Below are 18,982 nucleotides of genomic sequence, written 5' to 3' on the forward strand. Positions count from 1 at the left end.
CCATGCCGCAACGATGGAAGCATGCGCCGCCGGACAGCAACTGGGGCGAATTCGGACCCGACGACCAGCGCGGCCGCATGAATCTGGTGGACCGCGCCAAGGTGCTGCAGGGCATCGCGGAGGTCCGCGAGGGCCTGACGTTCTGCCTGTCGCTGCCGCTGGACGTGCCGGGCGGCATGGCGCTGAACCCGCGGCGCCTGCCGCCGCAGCGCTACGCCACGCTGCGCGATGGCAAGAGCGCCGGGGCCCAGGGCTTTTGCTGGTCCTACGCGTCGGAAGACCCGCTGCTCACGGACGTGGTGTGCGACGACGTGCTGCTGATGAACACACAGTATTCCACCCAGTGGGACAGCCTGGCGCACATGGGCAGCCGGTTCGATGCCGATGGCGACGGGCAGGCCGAGGCGGTGTTCTACAACGGCTTTCGGGCCGGCGCCGAAATCCTGGCGGCCGCGGAGGATCCGCAAGCCGTGGCGGACTGGGCCCGCTTTCCCGGCCCCCGCGCCGGGGCGCTCGGCATCGAGCAACTGGCCGAACATGGCGTGCAGGGCCGCGCCGTGCTGATCGACCTGGAGGCCCATGTCGGCCGCACGCGCACCGCCGTGGGCTACGACGCGCTGATGCGCATCCTGGAGGCCGACGGCGTGGCCATCGAGCCGGGCGACATGGTGTGCCTGCACACCGGCTTCGGCGACACGCTGATGTCGATGAACCGCCAGCCCGACGTCGCGCGCCTGCACGCCACCGGCAGCGGCCTGGACGGCGACGATGCGCGCCTGCTGCGCTGGATCGTCGACACGCGCCTGGCGTGCCTGATTGCCGACAACCCCGCCGTCGAGCTGGTGCGGCCGGTAGCCCTGGGGGGCGCGGCCACGCCGCTGCGCCGCCCGCGCCTGCCGCTGCACGAGCACTGCCTGTTCAAGAACGGCATCCACCTGGGTGAACTGTGGTGGCTGACGCCGCTGGCGCGCTGGCTGCGCGCCAACGGGCGCCACCGCTTCCTGCTGACCGCGCCCCCGCTGCGCCTGCCAGGCGCGGCCGGCTCGCCAGCCACGCCCATCGCCACGGTCTGAAACGCTGAAAACCGCAAACCAGGCGCAGCCGCCGGCACAGGCGGCGCGCTTTCCACAAGGAGACGATCTCGTGAAACTGTTCCGCCTTTTACCCCTGGCGCTTGCGTTCTGCGCCAGCGTGGCCGCCGCCGACTACCCCGACCGCGCGCTCAAGCTGGTGGTGCCCTATTCCGCCGGCGGCGCCGCCGATGCCCAGGCCCGCCTGGTGGCCCAGAAACTGGGCGCGCGCCTGGGCCAGACCGTCGTGGTCGAGAACAAGCCCGGCGCCAGCGGCACCATCGGCGCGGCCAGCGTGGCGCACGCCGCCGCCGACGGCTACACGCTGCTCTACGACGCCACGGCGTTCGCCATCAATCCCTCGCTCTACAAGAAACTCAGCTACGACAGCCGGCGGGATTTCCTGCCGATCTCGCTGATCAGCCTGACGCCCAACCTCCTGGTGGTGCCGGCGCAGTCGCCCTACCAGCGCATCGAAGACCTCACGACCGCCGCGCGCAAGGGCCACCTGACGTTCGGCACGCCCGGCCAGGGCACCGCCCAACACATCGCCGCCGCCTGGTACGCGCAGGGCAACAAGCTGGAACTCACCCACGTCCCCTACAAGGGCGGCGCGCCGGCGCTGACCGACCTGATGGGCGGCCAGATCGACATGATGTTCAGCAACATGGCGGCGTCCTACCCGCTGGTCAAGAGCGGCAAGCTGCGCGCGCTGGCGATCACGTCGCCCGAGCGCATCGCGGCGCTGCCCGACCTGCCCACCGTCGCGGAGAGCGGCGTGCCGCAGTATTCGGTGTACGAGTGGAATGGCGTGCTGGCGCCGGCCGGCGTGCCGCCCGAGGTGGCCGCGCGCATCGAGCAGGCGTTGCGCGCCACGCTGCAGGACCCGGCGCTGCGCCACAGCCTGCAGGAACTCGGCGCGCAGCCGGTGGGCTCGACCGCCGCCGAATTCCGCGCCTTCATCGACGACCAGATGGAACGCTCGGCCCGTATTCTGGCCGAGGCCGGCATCCACAAGGAATGACGCGGCCAGCGAGGGCTCAAGGCCGAATGACATTCCCGCATAAAAACAGAGGACGACAAATGAATCACCGTAATCGAACCCGCTTCTCGCCCCGGCGCGCCGCGCTGCTCGTCGCGGCCGCCGCGACACTCCTGGCGGGCGGCGTGGCCCATGCCGCCGACGCCTGGCCCAACCGCCCCGTGCGGATCGTGGTGCCCTACGGCCCGGGCGGCGCGGTCGACGTGGCCACGCGCAAGGTCGCGCAGATGCTGTCGACGCAGACCGGCCAGAGTTTCGTGGTGGAGAACAAGCCCGGCGCGACCGGCACCATCGGCGTCAGCCAGGTGGCCCGCGCGCCGGCCGATGGCTACACGCTGGTGGCCAACGACACCACCTATTCGCTGCTGCCGCACATCTTCAAGAAACTGCCTTTCGATCCGGCGGCGGACCTGCAGCCGGTCACGGCCTTCATCTTCGCGCCCATGGCGCTGGCGGTGGCGGCCGACAGCCCCTATCGCACGCTCGACGACCTGCTGGCGCGGGCGCGCGCCAAGCCCGACTCGGTGACGTACGGCTCGGGCGGCGCCGGCACCACGCCGCACTTTGCCGCCGAAGGGCTGGCGCGGGCGACGGGCGTGAAATTCATGCACGTGCCGTTCAAGGGCGCCGCCGAAGCCACGCAGGCGGTGCTGGGCAAGGTGATCGACTTCCAGTTCGCCTCGACCACCGGCCTGATGGGGCCGGCGCAGGGTGGACAGTTGCGCCTGCTGGCCGTGAGCGGCGCCAAGCGGCTGGCGGTGCTTCCCGACGTGCCGACATTCGCGCAGGCTGGCGTGAAGGATTTCGGCGTGGTCAACTGGACCGGCCTGTGGGCGCCCAAGGGCACGCCGCCGGAAGTCACAGAACGCCTGCAACGCGAAGTCACCAAGGCCATGGCGTCGGAGGAAATGCAGACCTTCGCCACCAAGATGGGCGCCGAGCCGCGCGCCGCCGACGCGGCGGAATTCGGCCGCATCCTGGCCGACAGCAACGTGATGTGGGGCAACGTGGCCCGCAGCATCGGCTACGACGCCAAATAGACACCGAGGAGACGCCATGTTTTTCCCGCAACCGCCCCAGGTGGCGCAATTGGACGCATGGAGCGCCATGCCCGACAACTTCCGCCGCCCCCAGCGCAGCGACTGGGCCGACGCCAACCGCGGCGGCGCGCCGGTCGATTCGTTCCTGGAAGGCCCGGTGTTCGATCGCCACGGCAACCTGTACGTCACCGACATTCCGTGGGGGCGGGTGTTCCGCATCGGACCCGACGGCCAATGGTCGTTGGTGACAGAATACGACGGCGAGCCCAACGGCATGAAGTTCCTGGACGACGGCCGACTGCTGATCACGGACTACAAGAATGGCCTGATGGTCCTGGACGTGGCCAGCGGCCAGGTCGCGCCCTACCTGGCCCGCCGCAACAGCGAGCGCTTCAAGGGCGTGAACGACCTGATCTTCGATGCGCACGGCAATATCTACTTCACGGACCAGGGCCAGAGCGGCCTGCACGATCCCAGCGGCCGGCTGTACCGCCTGCGCCCCGACGGCCGGCTGGATTGCCTGCTCGACAACGTGCCCAGCCCCAACGGCGTGGCGCTGTCGCCGGACGGCAAGGTGCTGTACCTGGCGGTGACGCGCGGCAACTGCGTCTGGCGCGTGCCGCTGATGGCGGACGGCAGCGTCAGCAAGGTGAGCCAGTTCTTCACCTCGTACGGTCCCAGCGGCCCGGACGGACTGGCGGTGGACCGCGAAGGCAATCTGCTGGTCTGCAATCCGGGCCTGGGCTACGTGTGGCTGCTGAACCATCGCGCCGAGCCGGTGATCGTCTGGCGCAGCCCCAACGGCATGTCGACCACCAACCTGGCCTTTGGCGGCGAGGACGGCCGCACCCTGTTCTGCACCGAGTCGCTGACGGGCACCATCCTCATCGCCCGCGCGCCCCATCCGGGCCTGCTGGCCGCGGCCCCGCGCTGACGCGCTCCGGCCGACGGGCCCGGCGGGATCCCACGCATCCACGACGGGCGCGCCGCGCTTGCCTTTACATCCCGTTTCAGCAAGGATGGGCATGCGTCCGTATCGTGGGCGCACCGCAACACAGGAGCTCGCCATGATGAGAACCACCTTGACCTGCACCCTGACAGTCGCCCTGCTTGCCGGCTGCGCCCCCTCCAAACCGATCAGCGCGCGTTCCGTGCCCGTGGACAATCACACGGCGCGCGATTCGCTCGACTGGCCGGGCAGCTACGAAGGCACCCTGCCTTGCGCCGATTGCCCCGGCATCCGCACCCGCCTGACCTTGATGCAGGACGGCCGCTACGAGCGCGCCACCCAGTACCTGGACCGCGAGCCGCAGCCTGAAACGGTCGCCGGCACCTTCAGCTGGGAATCCGATGGCAGCACCATCCGCCTGGACGCCTCGGGCGACAGCCAGCGCTATTTCATCGCCGAGAACCAGGTGATCATGCTGTACCGCGACGGCACCCGGCCCACCGGCCCGCTGGCGCCGCACTACGTGCTGCGGCGCGCGCAATAGCGCCGCCGCGCCGGAAAATGCCCCCCAAGGAAGGAAGACCCATGAAGACCGATCACGAACTGCTCGACGCGTTTGCCCCGACCGGCGCGCTGCGCGCCTCCATCAACCTGGGCAATCCCATCCTTGCCAACACCCATCCCGACACCGGCGCGCCCGGCGGCGTGTCGGTCGACCTGGCCACCGAACTGGCGCGCCGGCTCGACGTGAAACTGGAGCTGGTGGTGTTCAAGTCCGCCGGCGAATCGGTCAACGCGGTCGCCGCCGAACAGGCTGACGTGGGCTTCTTCGCGATCGATCCGCTGCGGGGCGAACAGATCGCCTTCACCGCGCCCTACGTGGTGATCGAAGGCGCCTACCTGGTGCGCGACGATTCCCCCATCACCCGCATGGAAGAAGTGGACCGACCCGGCCAGCGCGTGGTGGTCGGCAAGGGCAGCGCCTATGACCTGTACCTGACGCGCGAGATCAAGCACGCCGAACTCTTTCGCGCGCCCACCTCGCCCGCCGTGGTCGACACCTTCGTGAAGGAAAACATGGAAGTGGCGGCCGGCGTCAGGCAACAGTTGGAGGCCGACGCGCACCGCCTGGGCGGCCTGCGCCTGCTGGACGGCCACTTCATGCTGATCCGCCAGGCCATGGGCGTGCCCAAGAGCCGCGGCGCCAAGGCGAGCGCGTACCTGGCCGCCTTTGTCGAAGCGATGAAGAAAAGCGGGTTCGTGGCCGAGGCGCTGGCGCGCCACAAGATCCAGGGCGCCGCCGTGGCGCCATTGGAAGCGGCGCCGCAATAAAAGGCAGCGTAGCCGCCACCCCGCTCGATTGCTCGCCGCGAGCCTTGCACGCGGTGGCATCACGCGCCTTGCCGGCCGCGCCGCCGCCTGCTGTGAACCGTCGCTGGCGGCCCGCAGCGCGGGCCGCCAGCGACAGGGATCGCAACCGCCGTCAGTGGCTGATCATCCAGGGCCGCGAACCGGCGAAGGACTTGGCGCCGTCGGGCGTGGCGCGGGTCTTGCCGGACCGGCGGGCGCCCGAACAGCAACCGCAGTTCATGCCGTGGCCCGAACGCGAGCTGCGCGGTTCGTTGGCGCTGCGTTCGTTGGCGGCATGGGCACGGTTGACGGCCGACGACAGCGCCGAGATCGCGGGCGCGCCGCCGACGATGCGGTTCGAGGCCGCGCCGCATCGCGGACAGTCGGCCGGGTCGCGCCACTGCGCCAGCGGCCGCAGCGCCGTGAATTCGCCGCAATCGGCGCAGGCGTAGTCATACATGGGCATGTCGGTCTCCTGCGCGCAAGGCCTAGCGGTCGCGCGACAAGGGCATGTCGATGCCGCCCTTGATGTGCTTGACCGGACCGGAGGCCGACGGCTGGATGTCGAAATCGAAGATCTCGGTCGGCAGCCACAGCGTGGCGCAGGAGTTGGGAATGTCCACCACCCCGCTGATGTGCCCCTGCACCGGCGCCGTACCCAGTATCGAGTACGCCTGCGCGCCCGAATAGCCGAACTTCTTCAGGTATTCGATGGCGTTCAGGCAGGCCTGGCGATAGGCCACGTTCACGTCCAGGTAGTGCTGCTTGCCGCCCTCGTCCACCGAGATGCCTTCGAAGATCAGGAAGTCCTTGTAGGCCGGCGTGATCGGGCTGGGCTTGAAGATCGGGTTGAGGATGGCGTACTTGTCCATGCCGCCCTTGATCAACGTGACGCGCATGTGCACCCAGCCGGCCATTTCGATGGCGCCGCAGAAGGTGATCTCGCCGTCGCCCTGCGAGAAGTGCAGGTCGCCCACCGACAGGCCGCCGCCCTTGACGTAGACCGGAAAGAACACCCGCGCGCCGCGCGACAGGTCCTTGATGTCGCAGTTGCCGCCATGCTCGCGCGGCGGCACGGTGCGCGCGCCCTCGGCCGCCGCGCGGTCGCGGTCGGCCCCTTGCAGCGCGCCCATGTGCGCCGTCTTGGGCGCGGGCGGATTGGCCAGCGGCGGCACGCGGTTCGGGTTGGTGTCGATCAGCGCCTGCTCGCGCTGGTTCCAGGTGTCCAGCAGCTTCTTGTCGGGCAGGCAGCCGATCAGGCCGGGATGGATCAGGCCGGCGAAGCTGACGCCCGGGATGTGGCGCGACGAGGTGAACATGCCATGGAAATCCCAGATGGATTTCTGCGCATGGGGGAAATGGTCAGTAAGGAAGCCGCCGCCATTGTTGCGGCTGAAGAAGCCGTTGAAGCCCCACAGGCTGTCGGGCTTGGCGCCGATGTCCAGCAGGTCCACCACCAGCAGGTCGCCGGGCTCGGCGCCTTCGACGCCGACGGGGCCGGACAGGAAGTGCACGGTGGAAAGGTCGACGTCGCGCACGTCATCGGCGCTGTCGTCGTTCTTGATGGCGCCGCCGGTCCAGTCGTAGGTCTCCAGGATGAAATCGTCGCCGGGCTTGACCCAGACGGCCATCGGGATATCCGGATGCCAGCGGTTGTGGATCTGCTTGTTTTCGTAGGGGGACTGGGCCAGGTCGACCTGGATGAGGGTATCGGTCATTCTCTTTCATCTCCAACGCAACGTGTTGATAAAACAGAACTTGCCATCAGGGGCCGGCCAAGGTGCCTGACGTGCCGGGGCGCGTCGCCAGCGACTGATTCGTCATGCACGGTAGGACAGTTTCGGGCGACGGTAAACTGGGTTTTTTCACAGTGAAGCCGTCACACGCCCCTTCGACACCCGGCCCCGGTCCGAGCCTCAGCCACTCTTGCGGCAAAAGCAGTAAACGTGCCGATAGGGATCGTCGACCATGTGGCGCGAAGCGATCACCCCATCGATGGCGGGCACGAACTCTTCGAATTCCGGGCTCACTTCGACCGGAAACGGCGTGCGCTCCGGCAGATCGTTGTAGCCCAGCACCAGCACGCCGCCAGGCCTGAGCACCGCGTGGCATTGCGCCAGCAGGCGGCGCAGGCCGGCCTCGCCGTCAATGCCGAAGCCAAGCAGGCCGTTGGCGACCACCACATCGAAGGCGTCCGCGCCATAGTGTTCCGCCATGTCGAGCGCATCGCCGATCCGGTGCAGCCCCGGCCGGCCGTAGACCGCATTGCGCGGCGAGATATCCAACGAATGGAAGGTCGCGCGCAGCAGCCTGGGATAGTGCCAGTTGTGCTTATCCAGGCCGAGGAACAGCAACTGTTGCGGTTCGCGCTGTAAGGCGGCCAGCCGGTTCAGATAGGCGAACACGCGCGTCTCGAGAAATACCCGGCTGGGCGTATCCAGCCTGAAATCGATTCCCACGCGTTCGGCCAGAACAGGCGACAGCCTGAACAGCGCCCGATTGGCGATATATTTCAACTTGCGCAACTTGCGCATCACATTCCCTCCTGCTCCGAGGGAAAGCAATATGCTTTGCGCACGCGGACCTGCCTATTGGACTGGTCCGATATTGCACGACAGTTATGATGCGTCCATCGCATTCGCGGCCGGCCCGCAACGGAAGTCCCAGTCCATGTTCCCGCTTCGCCCCCTGTCCGCCCTTTTCCTGTTCGCCTGTACCCTGCCGGCCCACGCGGCCGAGGAATGCGTGGCGCGGTTCGACGCGGGCGTGGCCCGCTACCAGGAAGCCGTGGGCGTGCAGAAGGGGCGCGAGACGGCCAACTGGCAGGAACTGAACGGGCTGCTGTGCCAGGGGCGGCTGGACCTGCTGGACATGGAGTTCGCGCTGGTCGACGACTACGAACAATGCGCGCGCAACGGCGGGAAGTTTCCCGAGCAGACCGCGCGCGCGATGCAGGACCGCTCGGACAACCTGGCCGCGCGCAAGAGCGCGTGGATCGACACCTGCGGCCCCTACATGAAGCAATAGCGCGGCCGCCGCAACGCGCGGGCGGGCTCCGCGCGCTTCGCAACGGCCAGGCGCGTCAGGCGGCCGTTGCCGCCGCCGCGGGCCGCGGGAAGAAGATGGCGCGGGCGGGGTCGAAGTCGTAGCGGTCTTCGAACTCGGTGGCGTCCGCGGCCAGGGCCAGCACCGAATCGAGGATGAAATCGGCCTTGGCGTCCGACAGCAGCACGCTGAAGTTCAGGCGGATGAAACCCGGCTTTTCGATCTCGCGGCCGTCGAGGATGGCCTGGCGCATGCGCGCCGATTCGGCCTCGTCGATCTCCAGCAGATGATGCACGTAGGGACCGGCGCAGGCGCAGCCGCCGCGGGCCTGGATGCCGAAGCGGTCGCTCAGCATGCGCGTGACCAGTTGCTGGTGGACGTAGCCGCCCTGGCCGTTGCGCACGCGGAACGAGAAGATCGGCAGGCGCGGCGCGCTCAATGAACCCAGCAGTTCCAGGCGGGGATGGTCCTGCCAGCGGGCCAGCGCGCGCTGCACGAAGGCGGCGTTGCGCCGCGCCATCAGGTCGGCGCCCAGCGCCTCCTTGACCAGCAGCACCAGCGCGGCGCGGATGTCGCCGACCACGTTGGGGGTGCCGGCCTCTTCGCGCGCTTCCAGGCTGGCGCTGTAGTCGTGGTTCATGGGCGAGACGAACTTGACGGTGCCGCCGCCCGGGAAAGTGGGCGTGGTCGGCACGACCGCGTCGCGGCGCACGATCAGGATGCCCGAGGCGCCGGGCCCGCCGATGAACTTGTGCGGCGAGAACACGATGGCGTCGATGGGCGCGTCGGGCGCGGGCGTCATGCGGATGTCCAGGTACGGCGCGCCGCCGGCGTAGTCCCAGATCATCCGGGCGCCGGCGCGCTTGACGAGGCGCGTGATCGCTTCGACGTCGGCGATGATGCCGGTGACATTGGAGGCGGCCGACAGCGCGCAGATGACCAGCGTGCCCGCCGGCGCTTGCAGCGCGGCGTCGAGCTCGTCCAGGTCCGGCCCGCCCTGCGCACTTTCGGCCAACACCACGATATCGGCGCCGCATTCACGCCACGGCAGGATGTTCGAGTGATGCTCGTAGGGGCCCATGACGACGCGCACCTTGCGGCCCGCCGCCAGCGCGGCCGGCACGCCCAGCAGGTGCACCAGGCGGTTGATGCCCATGGTGGCGCCCGAGCCGGAGAAGATCACGGCATGCTCGTCGCCCGCGCCGCAGCAGCGGCCGACCACGGCGCGCGCCTCGCGCCGCAGGCGCGTGATGAAACCGCCGCAGAACGAGGCCTCGGTGTGCGAATTGGCGTAGTACGGCAGCACGTGCTCGAGCACGAAGCGCTCGACCTGCATGAGCGCGCGGCCGGAAGCCACGTAATCGGCGTAGACCAGCGGCTTGAGGCCGAACGGGCCTTCGATGACGGCGTCCTTGCCGATCAGGCCGTCGGCCAGGCTGGCGATGATGTCGGGGGATTGCAGGGATTGCTGGAACTGGCGCAACGGCCCTGTGGCGGCCGGGGTCGCTTGGGTGGACATGGTGTGGATTCGATGAAACGGCTGGCAGGAAAGTTAGCGAAATATCATACGATGGAAGGAAATTTGAAACCTCACCTAAATTTTCCTTAAAATCGTCAAAATTCGATCGTTTGAACGAATATATGGAAAAAATAGACAAGTTTGATCTGAATATCATTTCCTGCCTGCAACGCGAAGGTTCGCTGTCGCAGCGCGAGCTGGCCGATCGGGTGGGGTTGTCGCAGAACGCGTGCTGGCGGCGGTTGCAGCGGCTGAACGCCTGCGGCATCATCCGCGGCACCCGCGCCGAGGTGAACCTGGCGGAACTCGGGCTGGACCTGACGGTGTTCGTGATGATCCGCACCAGCCACCATGCCAAGGAATGGGCCGACGGTTTCCGCAAGCACGTGGAACGCCTGCCCGAAGTGACCGGGTTCTACCGCATCGGCGGCGACTGGGACTACCTGATCCAGGTGGTCTGCCGCGGCATCGCGGGGTACGACCGCTTCTACCAGAAGCTGATCACCGATTTCGAGCTGTCCACGGTGACGGGGTTCTTCAGCATGGAAGCCATCATCGAGAACCGGCCGCCCGACCTGGGGCTGCTGCAGGAGTCCGTGGGCAACGCGTAGCGCCCACGGTTGGCCGCGGGCGGCGCGGCGGCTTGAATAACCGGCAGTCATGATGTCCCGGGGCGGCTTATATCCACGGGTTATCCCGGATGCCTCCATATCCACAAATCGTCAATAATTCGCCAACGTTTTGTCGTCGATCCGTCCCCACCGCCGCCCATGTCCGTTTCCGTCCGGGACGCCATTGTTTCCTCCTCCCATCTTGCCTCGTCCGCCCCGGAGCTGTCCGAGGTGGAGTTCGGCCTGATCATCGCCTCGCACGCCTTCAACCGCTGGATGGTCCGCTGCATGGCCTGTGCCGGGCTGCCCGAGCTGACCTCGCTGGACATCCTGGTGCTGAACCACGTGTTCCATCGCGGCCGCGGCAAGAAACTGGCGGACATCTGCTTCACGCTCAATGTCGAAGACACCCACCTGGTGAACTATTCGCTCAAGAAGCTGGAGCGGCTGGGCGTGGTGCAAAGCGCCAAGACCGGCAAGGAAGTGATCTACACCACCACCGATGCCGGCGCCACCGCGATCCAGCGCTACGCCGAAGTGCGCGAGCAATGCCTGGTGAAACCCTTCATCGACTCCCCCGCCGCGGACGATGCCAGCCACCAGCTGGCCAATACCCTGCGCGCCCTGTCGGGCCTGTACGACCAGGCCGCGCGCGCCGCCACCTCGCTGTGAGAATCCACGTTGTCTAGCATTCCCGCCTCCTCCGCCCAGCCGCTGCTCTCCGTGCGCGGCGTCTCGGTGGACTTCAATACCGAAAACGGCGTGTTCCGCGCCGTCGAGAACCTGGACTTCGACGTGCGGCCGGGCAAGACGCTGGCCATCGTCGGCGAGTCCGGCTCGGGCAAGTCGGTGACGTCCATGGCCATCATGCGGCTGACGGACTACAACAACGGCCGCATCGCCACCGGCCAGATCCTGTTCCGCGACGGCGACGACCGCGAGGTCGACCTGACGGCCGCGTCCGACGAGCGGATGCGCGCGATCCGAGGCAACGACATCGCCATGATCTTCCAGGAGCCGATGACCTCGCTGAACCCGGTATTCACCATCGGCGACCAGATCATCGAGGCCATCATGCTGCACCAGCAGTTGTCGCGCTCGGCCGCCCGCAAGGCGGCGCGCGCGCTGCTGGAGAAGGTGCGCCTGCCGGACGCCGAGCAATTGCTGGACCGCTATCCGCACCAATTGTCGGGCGGCATGCGCCAGCGCGTGATGATCGCGATGGCGCTGTCGTGCCAGCCGCGCCTGCTGATCGCCGACGAACCCACCACCGCGCTGGACGTGACCATCCAGGCGCAGATCCTGAACACCATCCGCGAATTGCAGCGCGACCTGGGCACCGCCGTGATCTTCATCACCCACGACATGGGCGTGGTGGCCGAGATGGCCGACGACGTGGTGGTGATGCTGCGCGGCAGGAAGGTCGAGCAGGGCCCGGTGGAAGAGATCTTCCGCGCGCCCAAGCATCCCTATACCCGCGCCCTGCTGGCCGCCGTGCCGCGCCTGGGCAGCCTGACCGGCCGCGACCTGCCGCTGCGCACGCCGCAGACGGTGCTGGAAGGCGACACGCTGCGCGAAGTGGGCGAGACCCGCGAGCAGGACACGGCCCGCTACGACGAGCCGGTGCTGCGCGTCGAGAAGCTGACCACGCGCTTTGACGTCGGCCACAACCTGTTCGGCCGTGTCACCCACCGCGTGCACGCGGTCGAGGAAGTCAGCTTCGACGTCTACCCCGGCGAAACGCTGGCGCTGGTGGGCGAATCGGGCAGCGGCAAGTCGACCATCGGCAAGACCCTGCAGCAGCTGGTGGCGCCGACCTCGGGCGCGGTGCGCTACAACGGCCAGGACATCTTCTCGATGGACGCCGCCGGCCGCCAGCGCCTGCGCCAGGAGATCCAGTACATCTTCCAGGATCCGTATGCCTCGCTGGACCCGCGCAAGACCGTGGCCTTCAGCATCGCCGAGCCGATCCGCACCCATCGCCTGCTGACCGACGAGGCCGCCATCGCGCGCCGCGTCGGCGAGCTGCTGGAACAGGTGGGCCTGAAACCCGAGCACGCGCGCCGCTATCCGCATGAATTCTCCGGCGGCCAGCGCCAGCGCGTCTGCATCGCCCGCGCCCTGGCCAGCGACCCCAAGCTGATCATCGCCGACGAATCGGTGTCGGCGCTGGACGTGTCGATCCAGGCGCAGATCCTGAACCTGCTGATGGACCTGCAGAAAGACCGCGGCCTGTCGTACCTGTTCATCACCCACGACATGGCGGTGGTGGAGAAGGTCAGCCACCGCGTGGCGGTGCTGTACCTGGGCCAGATCGTGGAACTGGGCACGCGCCGCCAGATCTTCGAATCGCCGCAGCATGCCTACACCCGCAAGCTGCTGGCCGCCGTGCCGGTGGCCGAGCCCGGCCGCCACATCGACACCTCGCTGATCGAGGGCGAGATCCCCAGCCCGGTGCGGCGCGTGGGCGACGAGCCGGCGATCATTCCCCTGGTTGAATTCGCGCCCGGCCACCGCGTGGCCCGCGCCGCCTGAACCTTCCGTTTTCTACACGTCGGCCCGGCCGATTTCCCGTCCTGGAGTTGAACATGCTCTCCCTACGCAAAACCTTCACCGCCACCGCCCTGGCCCTGGCGCTGGGCGGCGCGCTGCCCGCGGTCCTGTCGACCGCCCAGGCCGCCGGCACGCTCAACGTCGCCATCAACCAGGATCCGGGCAGCTGGGATCCGATCGACACCTTCGTGACGTTCTGGGGTTCGGTCGGCAGCAACCTGTACGACGGCCTGACCATGCGCGGCGCCGACCTGAAGCTGCAACCCGGCCTGGCCACCAAGTGGGAATACCTGGACGACAACAAGCGCCTGCGCTTCACGCTGCGCCAGGGCGTCAAGTTCCACAATGGCGAGCCGTTCAACGCCGAGGCCGTCAAGTTCACGTTCGAGCGCCTGCTGGGCGCGGAAGGGGCCAAAGGCCCGCAGAAGTCGAACTACGACTCGATCGGCGAGGTCAAGGTGGTGGACGAATACACCGTCGACTTCATCCTCAAGCAACCCGATCCGGTGCTGCTGACCAAGCTGGCCGGCTACGGCGCCATGATCGTGCCGCCCAAGTACATTCAGGAAAAGGGCGAAGAGAACTTCAACACCCACCCGGTCGGCACCGGCCCGTTCAAGTTCGAGAGCTACCAGCCCAAGGTCAACGTGACCCTGGCGCGCAATGACGACTACTGGGGCGGCAAGCCCAAGCTGGACAAGGTGGTCTACCGCTTCATCAGCGAGCCCGGCACCCAGGTCGCCGAACTGCAGGCCGGGCGCGTGGACATCGCCACCCTGATCCCGCTGGGCCTGATCGAGACGGTCAAGAAGTCGGGCAACGCCGACGTCATCTCGACCGGCGGCCCGGTGGCCTTCGCGCTGCGCTACAACACCAAGAACGGCATCACCCAGAACCGCGACGTGCGCCGCGCGCTGATCATGGCGGTGGACCGCGACACCATCGTCAAGCAACTCCTGCTGGGCCAGGCCAAGACCATCGCCAGCTTCCAGGGTCCGCAGTCGTTCGGCTACAACCCCGAGCAGAAACCCCTGCCCTTCAACCCCGCCGAAGCCAAGAAGCTGCTGGCCGGCGCCGGCATCAAGCCGGGCGCGACGGTGCAGATCGACGTGCGCGGCAGCGATTCGAACTTCCGCGAAGTGGCCCAGGCGGTGTCGGGCTATCTGCAGGCGGTGGGCGTGCGCGCCACCATCAAGCCGTACGAAACCGGCGTGCTGCTCAACGACATCATCCCCGGCGGCAAGACCGGCGAGATGTGGCAGAACCAATGGGGCGGCTGGACCTACGACTACGACAACACGGCCTACCTGATGTACCACTCGGGCCAGAAGTGGAATCCGTACGACAACGATCCCAAGCTGAACGCCATGCTGGAAGCGCAGCGCACCGTCTATGACGTGAAAAAGCGCGAAGCCATGCTGCAGGAGATCGCCGGCTACGTGGCCGACCAGGCGCTGGAACTGCCGCTGTACAGCCTGAACACCATCGTCGGCGTGAACAAGCGCGTGAAGGGCCTGGAAGTGCCGGGCGACATCCGCTTCCGGTTCCTGGAAACTGCGGTGGAGTAAAGCCCACCCCCGAAGCGCTGCGCGCTTCCCCCTCGAGGGGGCATGCCAGGGGACCGGCAAAGCCGGCTCCCCGGCATCCCGCCAGGGGGCGGTGCTCGAATCGGCGCCGTGATGCTTGTGAAGCACTTGAAGTATTTGACGCATTAACCCTACTGATTCGCCGGGGCGAAAGCCCGGGCGGAGCCTCATGACCGGATTTTTGATTAAACGCGTGTTGCAGGCGGTCTTCGTGATCGTGGCCGTGACGCTGCTCGTCTCCTATGCCGTGCGCCTGACCGGCGACCCCGCGCTGATGCTCAGCCAGGGCTCGGGCAGCGTCACCGAGCAGGACCTGGCCAACATCCGCCAGGCGCTGGGCCTGAACCGGCCGTTCCACGAGCAATACCTGAGCTACATGCAAGGCCTGCTGCACGGCGACTTCGGCCGCAGCTTCATGGGCGGCACCTCGGTCGCCAAGCTGATCGGCGACGCGTTGCCGGCCACGCTGATGCTGGCGTTCACCTCGCTGATCGCGTCGATCCTGATTTCGCTGCCGCTGGGCATCCAGGCCGCCATCAAGCGCGGCAAGCCCACCGACCAGGCGATCCGCATCCTGTCGCTGGTGGGGCTGTCGTTCCCCAACTTCTGGCTGGCGCTGATGCTGGTGCTGCTGCTGTCGATCACCTTCCCGCTGCTGCCGCCGTCGGGCTGGAGCGGTCCGGCCAGCCTGGTGCTGCCGTCGCTGACCATGGCCATCATCCTGTCGGCCACCAACATCCGCCTGGTGCGCACCACCATGCTGGAGACGCTGTCGGCCCAGTACATCATGGTGGCGCGCAGCAAGGGCCTGAAGGAACGCATCGTGCTGTACAAGCACGCGCTGCGCAACTGCGCCATTCCGCTCATCACCTACCTGGGCCTGCAATTCGGCGGCCTGATCGGCGGCATCGTCGTCATCGAGATGGTGTTCAACTGGCCCGGCCTGGGCACGCTGGCGTTCGACGCCATCTCCGGCCGCGACTACCCGGTGCTGCAAGGCACGGTCACCGTGCTGGCCGCCGTCATCGTCCTGGTCAACCTGATCGTCGACATCGCCTACGGCATCGTCGATCCCCGTATCCGCACGCGGTGAGCCCCATGCAGACGACTACTTCCCCCGCCGCCCCCAAGGCAATCAAGCCGCGCAGCCGCTACCGCTCGCTGGAGTTCGTGCTGGGCGCCATGCTGACCGGCATCATGATCGTCCTGGTGCTGGCCTCGGGCTGGCTGTTCCCCGATGGCGGCGAGTCCATGGACCTGACCGCCCGCCTGATGGCGCCCTTCACCAGCGCCGCCCACCTGTTCGGCACCGACCCGCTGGGCCGCGACGTGCTGGCGCGCGTCATCGTCGGCGGCAAGATCTCGCTGCTGGTGGGCTTCGCGTCGGTGCTGGGCGGCGCCCTGCTCGGCATCATCATGGGCCTGATCGCCGGCTACTACCGCGGCTTCTGGGACATGATCGTGATGCGCTTTGCCGACGTGCAACTGGCGCTGCCGTTCATCCTGGTGGCCATCACCTTCATCGCCATCCTGGGCGGCGGCCTGTTCAACGTGATCTTCTTCATGATCATCTCGCAGTGGGTGCAATACGCGCGCGTGGTGCGGGCCCAGGTGCTGGCGCTGCGCGAACGCGAATTCGTGCTGGCGGCGCGCGCCTTCGGCGTGCGCGACCTGGCCATGATCCGCCACCACATCGTGCCCAACCTGCTGGGCCCGCTGGTGATCCTGATGACGCTGAACGTCGCCAACAACATCCTGCTGGAAAGCAGCCTGACCTTCCTGGGCCTGGGCGTGGATCCCATGATCCCGAGCTGGGGCGGTATGCTGGCCGATGGCCGCACCTACATGCAGACGGCGTGGTGGGTGAGCGTATTCCCCGGCCTGGCGATCATGCTGACCGTGCTGGGGCTGAACCTGCTGGGCGACTGGCTGCGCGACCGCCTGGACCCCACCGGCAAGGTGTAAATGTATGCCCCCGCCTTGGGGCGGCCTGCTGCGGCAGGCACTTGAGGACTACTGACGATGGCATTGCTGGAAAAGACATTCGACCGCACGCTGGACGCCTGGATCCATGCCTACAAGGCCCCGGCCTGGCGCGGCGCGGCCGTCGAAGGCTGGCTGTTCGAGGGCGTCGATGCGCGCCGCGAAGCCGAGGCGCGGCTGGCGCAGGCCGGCGTGACGGCGCGCTTTCGCAGCGCCTACAAGCCGCTGCTGCACTACTTCCTGGAAGAGGTCGAGCGCGACGGCCTGGTGGCGGTCGAGCTGCGCTACCCGCTGCACGAGCACGCCCAGGCCAAGCGCTTCACCCTCGAAGCCTACCCGCTGGTGGCGCTGCTGCAAGGCGTGCGCGTGACGATGAAGCCGGGCGCGTCCGACCTGCACTACGACGTCACGCTCGTCTACGCCGACGGCCGACGCCGTGAAGATCGCGTGTTCGCGCCCAACCAGCTTGGCCAGGCGCAGGACGGCAAGCCCGAACTGTCGCCCACCGGGTGGCTGCGCGTGCGCGACGCCGACGGCGCCATCCAGACCGACGCGGCCCAGGCCACCGAATACCAGCAGGCCTTCCGCAGCATCGTCGACACGGTGCGCAACCATCCCTGGGGCGCGCACGAGCCGTATTTCGACCGGCTGGAGATCCGCGTCGACCTGCCCGGCATGGACTTCGCGCTGCCGGTCGACGAGGAAATCGTCAGCACCTTCGAGGCGCTGCACGAAGACCTGTACTTCACGCTGCTCGAACACTTCCAGCACCATTCCGGCCGCCCCTCCGGCGACCGCGGCCTGCAACCCGGCCAGATCATTCCCGACATCCGCCGCCACGACGGCGCGGCGCGCGTGCAGGTGACGCTGGAACCCTTCGCGCCGCCGGCGCCGGTGGCGCCCGTGGCGCTGGACGCGCCGCTGGCCGAACTGCGCCAGCCGCTGGCCGCCGCGCAGATCGCCGGCTGCATGGCCGCGCTGGGCGGCGACGCCTTCCAGGCCGTTTCGCGCCAGGGACGCCCGGTGCTGGGCACCTACCTGCGCGGGCCCGGCCCGGCGGTCTTCATCTCGGGCGCGCAGCACGCCAACGAGACCTCCGGCGTGGTCGGCGCGCTGCGCGCGGCGCAAGCGCTGAAGGCGCGCGGCGACGCCCATTTCGCGCTGATCGCGGCCGAGAATCCGGACGGCTACGCGCTCTTTAACCGCCTGCGCGAACAGCATCCGCGCCACATGCTGCACGCCTCGCGCTACAGCGCGCTGGGCGACGACATCGCCTACCGCGAGCACGCGCCATTCTTCGAACGCGAAGGCCGCCACCAGGCCCACGCCATCAGCGGCGCGCAGTTGCACATCAACCTGCACGGCTACCCGGCCCACGAGTGGACCCGCCCCCTGTCGGGCTACCTGCCGCGCAATTTCGAGCTGTGGACCATCCCCAAGGGCTTCTTCCTGGTGCTGCGCCACCACCCGGGCTGGAGCGAGCGCGCCCGCCGCCTGATCGAGGGAGTGACGGCGCGGCTGGCCCGCAACGTGCCCGGCCTGGTCGAATTCAATGCGCGCCAGCTTGAACTATTCCACGCGCACGCGCTCGAAACCGGATTCGATGTGCTGAACGGCATTCCCGTGCAGGTCACGGAGACCGACCGGGAAGAGCTGCCGATGGCGCTGATCTCCGAGTTTCCGGATGAAACCGTGTACGGAGACCGCTTCGTTTTCGCGCATACTGTGCAAATGGAAACCGTCCTGGCGGCGACCGATATCCACCGCTCCGGACATTAGCAAGCGCCCGACATGAACATCCGAGAACGCAACCACGGCGACGATCTCGCCCTGGTGGACATCTGGCTCCGTTCGGTACGGGCCACCCATACGTTCCTGTCCGAAAAGGAAATCCAGGCCATGTACCCGCAGGTGCTCAACACCTACCTGCCGTCGGTCCGCGTCTGGGTCTGTGAGGACGATGCCGGCGAAGTCGCCGGCTTCATGGGCCTGAACGGCAACAAGGTCGAGATGCTGTTCGTCGACGCCAACAAACGCGGCAAGGGCGCCGGGCGGCGCCTGCTGAATTTCGCGCTGTCGCTGCACGGCAGCCTGCGGGTCGACGTCAACGAGCAGAACCCGCAGGCGCATGGTTTCTACAAGCACTATGGCTTTGAAGACGTGGGCCGCTCGGAAACCGACGACGCGGGGCGGCCGCGGCCGATCATTCATATGAAGCTGGCGGGCTGAGGCCG

General features: G+C 67.7%; 19 protein-coding genes. 15 read left to right on the forward strand and 4 right to left on the reverse strand.

The features are described from left to right. The first annotated feature begins 2 nt into the window (after window positions 1-2). The 6 genes from AT699_RS19795 (at window position 3) to AT699_RS19820 (ending at window position 5,433) form a co-directional block, all read left to right on the forward strand. Entirely contained in the window at window positions 3-1,073 is a 1,071-nt protein-coding gene (locus tag AT699_RS19795; protein ID WP_006385029.1) for a cyclase family protein, read from the forward strand. Between the two features lie 70 nt (window positions 1,074-1,143). Next, window positions 1,144-2,094 (forward strand): Bug family tripartite tricarboxylate transporter substrate binding protein, encoded by a 951-nt coding sequence (locus AT699_RS19800; RefSeq protein WP_006385028.1) that lies wholly within the window; start codon window positions 1,144-1,146, stop codon window positions 2,092-2,094. A gap of 59 nt (window positions 2,095-2,153) precedes the next feature. Further along, complete coding sequence (locus AT699_RS19805) at window positions 2,154-3,152, forward strand: Bug family tripartite tricarboxylate transporter substrate binding protein (protein WP_024069582.1); 999 nt, start codon at window positions 2,154-2,156, stop codon at window positions 3,150-3,152. Between the two features lie 16 nt (window positions 3,153-3,168). Continuing rightward, window positions 3,169-4,086, forward strand: coding sequence for an SMP-30/gluconolactonase/LRE family protein (locus AT699_RS19810; RefSeq protein WP_024069583.1), 918 nt, complete (start codon window positions 3,169-3,171; stop codon window positions 4,084-4,086). Window positions 4,087-4,219: 133 nt separating this feature from the next. Then, window positions 4,220-4,645, forward strand: a complete 426-nt coding sequence (locus AT699_RS19815) for a copper resistance protein NlpE (RefSeq protein WP_006385025.1) — start codon at window positions 4,220-4,222, stop codon at window positions 4,643-4,645. Between the two features lie 41 nt (window positions 4,646-4,686). Further along, window positions 4,687-5,433, forward strand: a complete 747-nt coding sequence (locus AT699_RS19820; RefSeq protein ID WP_006385024.1) for an ABC transporter substrate-binding protein — start codon at window positions 4,687-4,689, stop codon at window positions 5,431-5,433. Between the two features lie 151 nt (window positions 5,434-5,584). Here the strand turns inward: AT699_RS19820 and AT699_RS19825 are convergent, their stop codons facing one another. The 3 genes from AT699_RS19825 to AT699_RS19835 form a co-directional block, all read right to left on the reverse strand. Next, window positions 5,585-5,917 carry a zinc ribbon domain-containing protein gene (locus AT699_RS19825; RefSeq protein WP_020928519.1) on the reverse strand — a complete coding sequence of 111 codons (333 nt, stop codon included), beginning with the start codon at window positions 5,915-5,917 and terminating at the stop codon, window positions 5,585-5,587. Between the two features lie 22 nt (window positions 5,918-5,939). Then, complete coding sequence (gene fmdA, locus AT699_RS19830) at window positions 5,940-7,169, reverse strand: formamidase (RefSeq protein WP_024069584.1); 1,230 nt, start codon at window positions 7,167-7,169, stop codon at window positions 5,940-5,942. A gap of 198 nt (window positions 7,170-7,367) precedes the next feature. After that, window positions 7,368-7,985 carry a class I SAM-dependent methyltransferase gene (locus AT699_RS19835; RefSeq protein WP_006385021.1) on the reverse strand — a complete coding sequence of 206 codons (618 nt, stop codon included), beginning with the start codon at window positions 7,983-7,985 and terminating at the stop codon, window positions 7,368-7,370. Window positions 7,986-8,121: 136 nt separating this feature from the next. On the opposite strand from AT699_RS19835, the gene AT699_RS19840 reads away from it, so the two are divergent. Further along, window positions 8,122-8,478, forward strand: coding sequence for a hypothetical protein (locus tag AT699_RS19840; RefSeq protein ID WP_006385020.1), 357 nt, complete (start codon window positions 8,122-8,124; stop codon window positions 8,476-8,478). Between the two features lie 55 nt (window positions 8,479-8,533). Here AT699_RS19840 and AT699_RS19845 read toward each other — a convergent pair whose 3' ends face one another. Beyond that, window positions 8,534-10,015, reverse strand: coding sequence for an aminotransferase class V-fold PLP-dependent enzyme (locus tag AT699_RS19845; protein WP_024069585.1), 1,482 nt, complete (start codon window positions 10,013-10,015; stop codon window positions 8,534-8,536). Between the two features lie 122 nt (window positions 10,016-10,137). On the opposite strand from AT699_RS19845, the gene AT699_RS19850 reads away from it, so the two are divergent. The 8 genes from AT699_RS19850 to AT699_RS19885 all read left to right on the forward strand — a co-directional run bounded on the left by AT699_RS19850 (window position 10,138) and on the right by AT699_RS19885 (window position 18,977). Beyond that, window positions 10,138-10,626 carry an Lrp/AsnC family transcriptional regulator gene (locus tag AT699_RS19850; RefSeq protein WP_006385018.1) on the forward strand — a complete coding sequence of 163 codons (489 nt, stop codon included), beginning with the start codon at window positions 10,138-10,140 and terminating at the stop codon, window positions 10,624-10,626. A 159-nt stretch (window positions 10,627-10,785) separates the two neighbouring features. Next, window positions 10,786-11,298, forward strand: coding sequence for a winged helix DNA-binding protein (locus AT699_RS19855; RefSeq protein ID WP_054498689.1), 513 nt, complete (start codon window positions 10,786-10,788; stop codon window positions 11,296-11,298). A 9-nt stretch (window positions 11,299-11,307) separates the two neighbouring features. After that, complete coding sequence (locus AT699_RS19860; RefSeq protein WP_058207432.1) at window positions 11,308-13,161, forward strand: ABC transporter ATP-binding protein; 1,854 nt, start codon at window positions 11,308-11,310, stop codon at window positions 13,159-13,161. A gap of 53 nt (window positions 13,162-13,214) precedes the next feature. Further along, entirely contained in the window at window positions 13,215-14,747 is a 1,533-nt protein-coding gene (locus AT699_RS19865; RefSeq protein WP_006385015.1) for an ABC transporter substrate-binding protein, read from the forward strand. 187 nt (window positions 14,748-14,934) lie between these two features. After that, the gene (locus AT699_RS19870) at window positions 14,935-15,858 is read left to right on the forward strand and encodes an ABC transporter permease (RefSeq protein WP_006385014.1); all 924 of its coding nucleotides are present in this window, start codon (window positions 14,935-14,937) and stop codon (window positions 15,856-15,858) included. Between the two features lie 5 nt (window positions 15,859-15,863). Continuing rightward, window positions 15,864-16,730, forward strand: a complete 867-nt coding sequence (locus AT699_RS19875) for an ABC transporter permease (RefSeq protein WP_024069588.1) — start codon at window positions 15,864-15,866, stop codon at window positions 16,728-16,730. 57 nt (window positions 16,731-16,787) lie between these two features. Then, complete coding sequence (locus tag AT699_RS19880; protein ID WP_024069589.1) at window positions 16,788-18,527, forward strand: M14 family metallopeptidase; 1,740 nt, start codon at window positions 16,788-16,790, stop codon at window positions 18,525-18,527. Between the two features lie 12 nt (window positions 18,528-18,539). Beyond that, window positions 18,540-18,977, forward strand: coding sequence for an acetyltransferase (locus AT699_RS19885; RefSeq protein ID WP_020928528.1), 438 nt, complete (start codon window positions 18,540-18,542; stop codon window positions 18,975-18,977). Window positions 18,978-18,982 lie beyond the last annotated feature (5 nt).

This window comes from Achromobacter xylosoxidans, assembly GCF_001457475.1.
Classification (GTDB): domain Bacteria; phylum Pseudomonadota; class Gammaproteobacteria; order Burkholderiales; family Burkholderiaceae_B; genus Achromobacter; species Achromobacter xylosoxidans.

What these genes read in the sequence shown, in the direction of transcription:
- AT699_RS19795 (WP_006385029.1), top strand. Translation starts at nt 3, where the DNA reads ATGCCGCAACGATGGAAGCATGCGCCGCCGGACAGCAACTGGGGCGAA.
- AT699_RS19805 (WP_024069582.1), top strand. Translation starts at nt 2,154, where the DNA reads ATGAATCACCGTAATCGAACCCGCTTCTCGCCCCGGCGCGCCGCGCTG.
- AT699_RS19810 (WP_024069583.1), top strand. Translation starts at nt 3,169, where the DNA reads ATGTTTTTCCCGCAACCGCCCCAGGTGGCGCAATTGGACGCATGGAGC.
- AT699_RS19815 (WP_006385025.1), top strand. Translation starts at nt 4,220, where the DNA reads ATGATGAGAACCACCTTGACCTGCACCCTGACAGTCGCCCTGCTTGCC.
- AT699_RS19820 (WP_006385024.1), top strand. Translation starts at nt 4,687, where the DNA reads ATGAAGACCGATCACGAACTGCTCGACGCGTTTGCCCCGACCGGCGCG.
- AT699_RS19825 (WP_020928519.1), bottom strand. Translation starts at nt 5,917, where the DNA reads ATGCCCATGTATGACTACGCCTGCGCCGATTGCGGCGAATTCACGGCG.
- fmdA (WP_024069584.1), bottom strand. Translation starts at nt 7,169, where the DNA reads ATGACCGATACCCTCATCCAGGTCGACCTGGCCCAGTCCCCCTACGAA.
- AT699_RS19835 (WP_006385021.1), bottom strand. Translation starts at nt 7,985, where the DNA reads ATGCGCAAGTTGCGCAAGTTGAAATATATCGCCAATCGGGCGCTGTTC.
- AT699_RS19840 (WP_006385020.1), top strand. Translation starts at nt 8,122, where the DNA reads ATGTTCCCGCTTCGCCCCCTGTCCGCCCTTTTCCTGTTCGCCTGTACC.
- AT699_RS19845 (WP_024069585.1), bottom strand. Translation starts at nt 10,015, where the DNA reads ATGTCCACCCAAGCGACCCCGGCCGCCACAGGGCCGTTGCGCCAGTTC.
- AT699_RS19850 (WP_006385018.1), top strand. Translation starts at nt 10,138, where the DNA reads ATGGAAAAAATAGACAAGTTTGATCTGAATATCATTTCCTGCCTGCAA.
- AT699_RS19855 (WP_054498689.1), top strand. Translation starts at nt 10,786, where the DNA reads ATGTCCGTTTCCGTCCGGGACGCCATTGTTTCCTCCTCCCATCTTGCC.
- AT699_RS19865 (WP_006385015.1), top strand. Translation starts at nt 13,215, where the DNA reads ATGCTCTCCCTACGCAAAACCTTCACCGCCACCGCCCTGGCCCTGGCG.
- AT699_RS19870 (WP_006385014.1), top strand. Translation starts at nt 14,935, where the DNA reads ATGACCGGATTTTTGATTAAACGCGTGTTGCAGGCGGTCTTCGTGATC.
- AT699_RS19875 (WP_024069588.1), top strand. Translation starts at nt 15,864, where the DNA reads ATGCAGACGACTACTTCCCCCGCCGCCCCCAAGGCAATCAAGCCGCGC.
- AT699_RS19880 (WP_024069589.1), top strand. Translation starts at nt 16,788, where the DNA reads ATGGCATTGCTGGAAAAGACATTCGACCGCACGCTGGACGCCTGGATC.
- AT699_RS19885 (WP_020928528.1), top strand. Translation starts at nt 18,540, where the DNA reads ATGAACATCCGAGAACGCAACCACGGCGACGATCTCGCCCTGGTGGAC.